Below are 3,968 nucleotides of genomic sequence, written 5' to 3' on the forward strand. Positions count from 1 at the left end.
GGGCGACATCAACTATGTCGTCAATGCCGAGCCGGGCTCGCATGCGACGAAGTTCGTCGAAAAGCATGGCCCTTGCGCCGCCTCGATGGCCTGGCGCGTGGTCGATGCCAAACACGCCTTCGAGCACGCCGTGGCGAAGGGCGCCACGCCTTACGAAGGCACCGACAAGGCGCTCGACGTGCCGGCCATTGTCGGCATCGGCGGCTCGCTGCTCTACTTCATCGAAGCCTATGGCGAGAAGGGCTCGGCCTATGACGCGGAGTTCGAGTGGCTGGGCGAGCGCGACCCGAAGCCGGAAGGCGTCGGCTTCTATTATCTCGACCACCTCACCCACAACGTCTATCGCGGCAACATGGACAAATGGTGGGATTTCTATCGCGACCTGTTCGGCTTCAAGCAGATCCATTTCTTCGACATCGACGGCAAGATCACCGGCCTGGTCAGCCGCGCCATCACCTCGCCCTGCGGCAAGATCCGCATTCCGCTGAACGAATCCAAGGACGAGACCAGCCAGATCGCCGAATATCTGAAGAAGTACAATGGCGAAGGCATCCAGCATATCGCCGTCGGCACCGACGCCATCTACGAGGCAACCGACAAGCTTGCCGCCAATGGGCTGAAGTTCATGCCAGGCCCGCCCGACACCTATTACGAGATGTCGCATGAGCGCGTGCACGGCCATGACGAGCCGATCGAGCGCATGAAGAAGCACGGCATCCTGATCGACGGCGAAGGCGTGGTCGACGGCGGCATGACCAAGATCCTGCTGCAGATCTTCTCCAAGACCGTGATCGGCCCGATCTTCTTCGAGTTCATCCAGAGGAAGGGCGACGAAGGCTTTGGCGAAGGCAATTTCCGCGCCCTGTTCGAATCGATCGAGCAGGACCAGATCAAGCGCGGCGTGATCAAGCTGGACGGCAAGGCGGCGTAGGCGATCCGATTCGGATGTCTTGCGATGCGATCAAATATGACCTAAATTATGGTCATAAAGGGTCGCATCCATGAATGTCTCCATCGCCGAAGCCAAGGCCAAATTGTCGGAACTCGTAAGCCGCGCGGAAGCCGGCGAAGAGATCGTGCTTACGCGCCATGGCAGGGTTGCCGCGCGTATTGTACCTCCGGAGGTGGTCGAACCGCTTCCGCGTATCGGCGCCCTGAAGGGCAAGATCTGGATTGCGGACGACTTTGACGAACTCGGTCCCGAATGGGACGAGTACGTCAAATGACGACAGGTCCGTTTCTCGCCGACACGCATATTATCCTCTGGTCGATTTCGGACGATCGACGTCTCAGCGAACAGCACCGTGCCATCCTGAACTCCGAAGCGGTGGTGTTCGCGAGCGCGGCAAGCGTTTGGGAAATCGCCATCAAACGATCAATTGGAAAACTTCAGGCGGCAGATGACCTGCCAGCATTGCTTCCGAGGATGCGGTTTCAGCCCCTCGCCGTTACCTTGCCGCATGCGCACGCAGTCGGCGATCTACCTTCTCACCATGGCGATCCGTTCGATAGGTTGCTGATTGCACAGGCGCAGATAGAGAACCTGACGATCCTGACATCCGACTCGCATTTCGCTCGGTACAACGTTGCGCTAGCTTAACTTTCCAGCCCCAACCGCTCGACTTCGTCCCTCCTCAGCTTGATGTCGTAGTCGAGCAGAAACTCATCCAATTGCGGCGGCGCTAACGACGTGCCGGAGAGCATCGCGTGCACCTGGCCGCGGTGGTGGATGTCGTGCAGGAAGACATGCGCAAGAACGTCGCCGATGCGTTCGGGGATCTTGCCATCCTCGCGTCGGTCGGTGATGACGCGGCGGTCGAGATCGACTTCCGACAGGCCGTCGCAGAAAGCGATCAGCCTGTGGTCGAAGACGGCCTGCGCCTCGGCCAGGCCCGCCGCGCCGTCGAACGGAACGAAGTTGTCGTAGGCCGCCGCGCCGAGACCACCATCGGTCAGGAAGTCGAAATAGAGAAGGTCGACCGCAAGGATGTGGTTGAGGGTCTCCTTGATCGACGGAAAGAAGCTGACGCGTTCGGCCTCGAACTCGCCGGGCTGGAGCGCGAGCACGGCGCGGTAGAGCCGGTCATTCGACCACAGATTGTTGCGAGCCATGCGGCGCAGATGCTCGAGCAGGGTCACCTTCACCCCTCGTATTTCTCGACCTTCTGCTCGATGGCGCCGAAGATCGAGTGGCCGGCCTTGTCCTTCATCTCGATGCGCACCGTGTCGCCGAAACGCAGGAACGGCGTCTTTGGCTCGCCGCTCTCGATGGTCTCGATCATGCGCAGTTCGGCGATGCAGGAATAGCCGGCGCCGCCGGCCGAGACCGGTTTGCCCGGCCCGCCATTCAGCTTGTTGGAAACGGTGCCGGAGCCGATGATGGTGCCGGCGGCAAGCGGCCGGGTTTTCGCGGCATGCGCGATCAATGCCGGAAAGTCGAAGGTCATGTCGACGCCGGCATTGGCGCGGCCGAAGGGCTTGCCGTTGAGATCCGCGAGCAGCGGCAGGCTGACCTTGCCGCCATCCCAGGCATCGCCCAGTTCGTCGGGTGTGACAGCGACCGGTGAGAAGGCCGATGACGGTTTCGACTGGAAGAAGCCGAAGCCTTTGGCCAGTTCCGGCCCGGTGATGGCGCGCAGCGTCACGTCGTTGACCAGCATGACGAGGCGGATCGCCTCCCTCGCCTCTTCCAGGCTCGCGCCCATCGGCACGTCGTCGACGACGACCGCAACCTCGGCCTCCATGTCGATGCCGAAGGCTTCGTCGGCCATGCGGATCGGATCGCGCGGGGGAACAAAACTATCCGAGCCGCCCTGGTAGATCAGCGGATCGGTCCAGAAGCTTGCCGGCATCTCGGCGCCGCGCGCCTTCCGCACCAGCTCGACATGATTCACATAGGCCGAGCCGTCCGCCCATTGATACGCCCGCGGCAACGGCGAATGCGCGTTGTGTTCGTGGAAACGCTCCGACGGGACGGCGTTGGTCTCGAGCGATTCCGCCAACGTCGCGAGATGCGGGGCAATGCGGCGCCAGTCGTCGATCGCGGCCTGCAGCGTCGGCACCAGGAAGGAGGCATCGGTGAACCGCGTCAGATCGCGCGAGACCACGACAAGCTTCCCGTCGCGCGTCCCGTTCTTCAGTGTGGCAAGCTTCATGCGGTTTCCTCTCCTCGCGCGGCTTTGGCGCCGCTTAGTTGTACAACAAGGCCGTCGCGGGCGATCGTCAAGTCACCCGGCCAAGTTTTCCTGACAGCGGCGACCCAATCGGCTTCGCCGATGGCTGGATCGTCGGCCGGAATGAGATGGTTGAGCACCAGCCGCCGCACACCGGCATCGCTGGCGATGCGGCCGGCATCCTCGGCGAGGCTGTGGCTGGCGAAGAGGTGCTCGCGCAGCCGCGCGCCGTTGCCGGTCCGGGCGACCAGCCTTTCCACACCTTCTTCCAGCAAGGCCTCATGGACGAGAATGTCGGCCTCTTTGGCAAAGCCGGCCAGCGGCGGAAAGAAGGCCGTGTCGGCGGAAAAAACTACGCTTCTACCGCCATGCTCGAAACGCAGCGCAAAACAGTCGGTCACCGGCGGATGCTCGACGCGCAGCGCCGTCACTGTCAGTCCTTTCTCCTCCAGGATGGCGCCCTCGCCAAATTCCTTGACGGAGACCAGCTTGCGAATATCCGGCCGGCCCTCGTCGACGATGCGGGTCTCGATGTCGAACTCCATCGCCCGGCAGAAATGCCGCCAGTAGTCCTGTGTGCCAGGCGGGCCGAAAACAGTCACCGGCGTCGCTAGGCCTGCGGTCCAGGCGGTATGGATCAGCGGCCCGAGTTCCAAAATATGGTCCGAATGGAGGTGCGTGATGAAGATCAGGTCAAGCGCCTTAAGGCTGATGCCGGCATCGACCAGACCGCGCGTGACGCCGAGCCCGCAATCGACGACGATGTCACGCTCGCCGATCTGAAGGAGCGATGAG

General features: G+C 62.2%; 6 protein-coding genes. 3 read left to right on the top strand and 3 right to left on the bottom strand.

The window, feature by feature from the left end:
- The 3 genes from hppD to EOA28_RS27410 form a co-directional block, all read left to right on the top strand.
- Window positions 1–931: 4-hydroxyphenylpyruvate dioxygenase (gene hppD / locus EOA28_RS27400; protein WP_128315476.1), on the top strand; the 931-nt coding region annotated here is incomplete at its 5' end.
- 70 nt (window positions 932–1,001) lie between these two features.
- A complete protein-coding gene (locus EOA28_RS27405) occupies window positions 1,002–1,226 on the top strand; it encodes a type II toxin-antitoxin system prevent-host-death family antitoxin (RefSeq protein WP_126061250.1) in 225 nt (74 codons plus the stop codon).
- Window positions 1,223–1,600, top strand: coding sequence for a type II toxin-antitoxin system VapC family toxin (locus tag EOA28_RS27410; RefSeq protein ID WP_127249985.1), 378 nt, complete (start codon window positions 1,223–1,225; stop codon window positions 1,598–1,600). The genes EOA28_RS27405 and EOA28_RS27410 overlap by 4 nt, the downstream gene beginning before the upstream one ends.
- On the opposite strand, the gene EOA28_RS27415 is transcribed toward EOA28_RS27410, so the two are convergent.
- From EOA28_RS27415 to EOA28_RS27425, 3 genes are all read right to left on the bottom strand, one after another.
- Complete coding sequence (locus tag EOA28_RS27415) at window positions 1,597–2,139, bottom strand: DinB family protein (RefSeq protein WP_127249986.1); 543 nt, start codon at window positions 2,137–2,139, stop codon at window positions 1,597–1,599. The two genes, EOA28_RS27410 and EOA28_RS27415, sit on opposite strands and share 4 nt — an antisense overlap.
- Window positions 2,140–2,141: 2 nt before the next feature.
- Window positions 2,142–3,155: a fumarylacetoacetate hydrolase family protein gene (locus EOA28_RS27420; protein ID WP_127249987.1), complete on the bottom strand. Its 1,014-nt coding sequence runs from the start codon at window positions 3,153–3,155 to the stop codon at window positions 2,142–2,144.
- A partial coding sequence (locus EOA28_RS27425) for an MBL fold metallo-hydrolase (RefSeq protein WP_128315477.1) occupies window positions 3,152–3,968 on the bottom strand: 817 nt, incomplete at its 5' end. The genes EOA28_RS27425 and EOA28_RS27420, both read right to left, overlap by 4 nt.

The sequence above is a fragment of the Mesorhizobium sp. M2A.F.Ca.ET.067.02.1.1 genome (assembly GCF_004023285.1).
In the GTDB taxonomy this organism is placed as follows: domain Bacteria; phylum Pseudomonadota; class Alphaproteobacteria; order Rhizobiales; family Rhizobiaceae; genus Mesorhizobium.

Excerpts from the sequence above, each read along its gene's own strand:
- EOA28_RS27405 (WP_126061250.1), top strand. The coding sequence starts at position 1,002 with ATGAATGTCTCCATCGCCGAAGCCAAGGCCAAATTGTCGGAACTCGTA.
- EOA28_RS27410 (WP_127249985.1), top strand. The coding sequence starts at position 1,223 with ATGACGACAGGTCCGTTTCTCGCCGACACGCATATTATCCTCTGGTCG.
- EOA28_RS27420 (WP_127249987.1), bottom strand. The coding sequence starts at position 3,155 with ATGAAGCTTGCCACACTGAAGAACGGGACGCGCGACGGGAAGCTTGTC.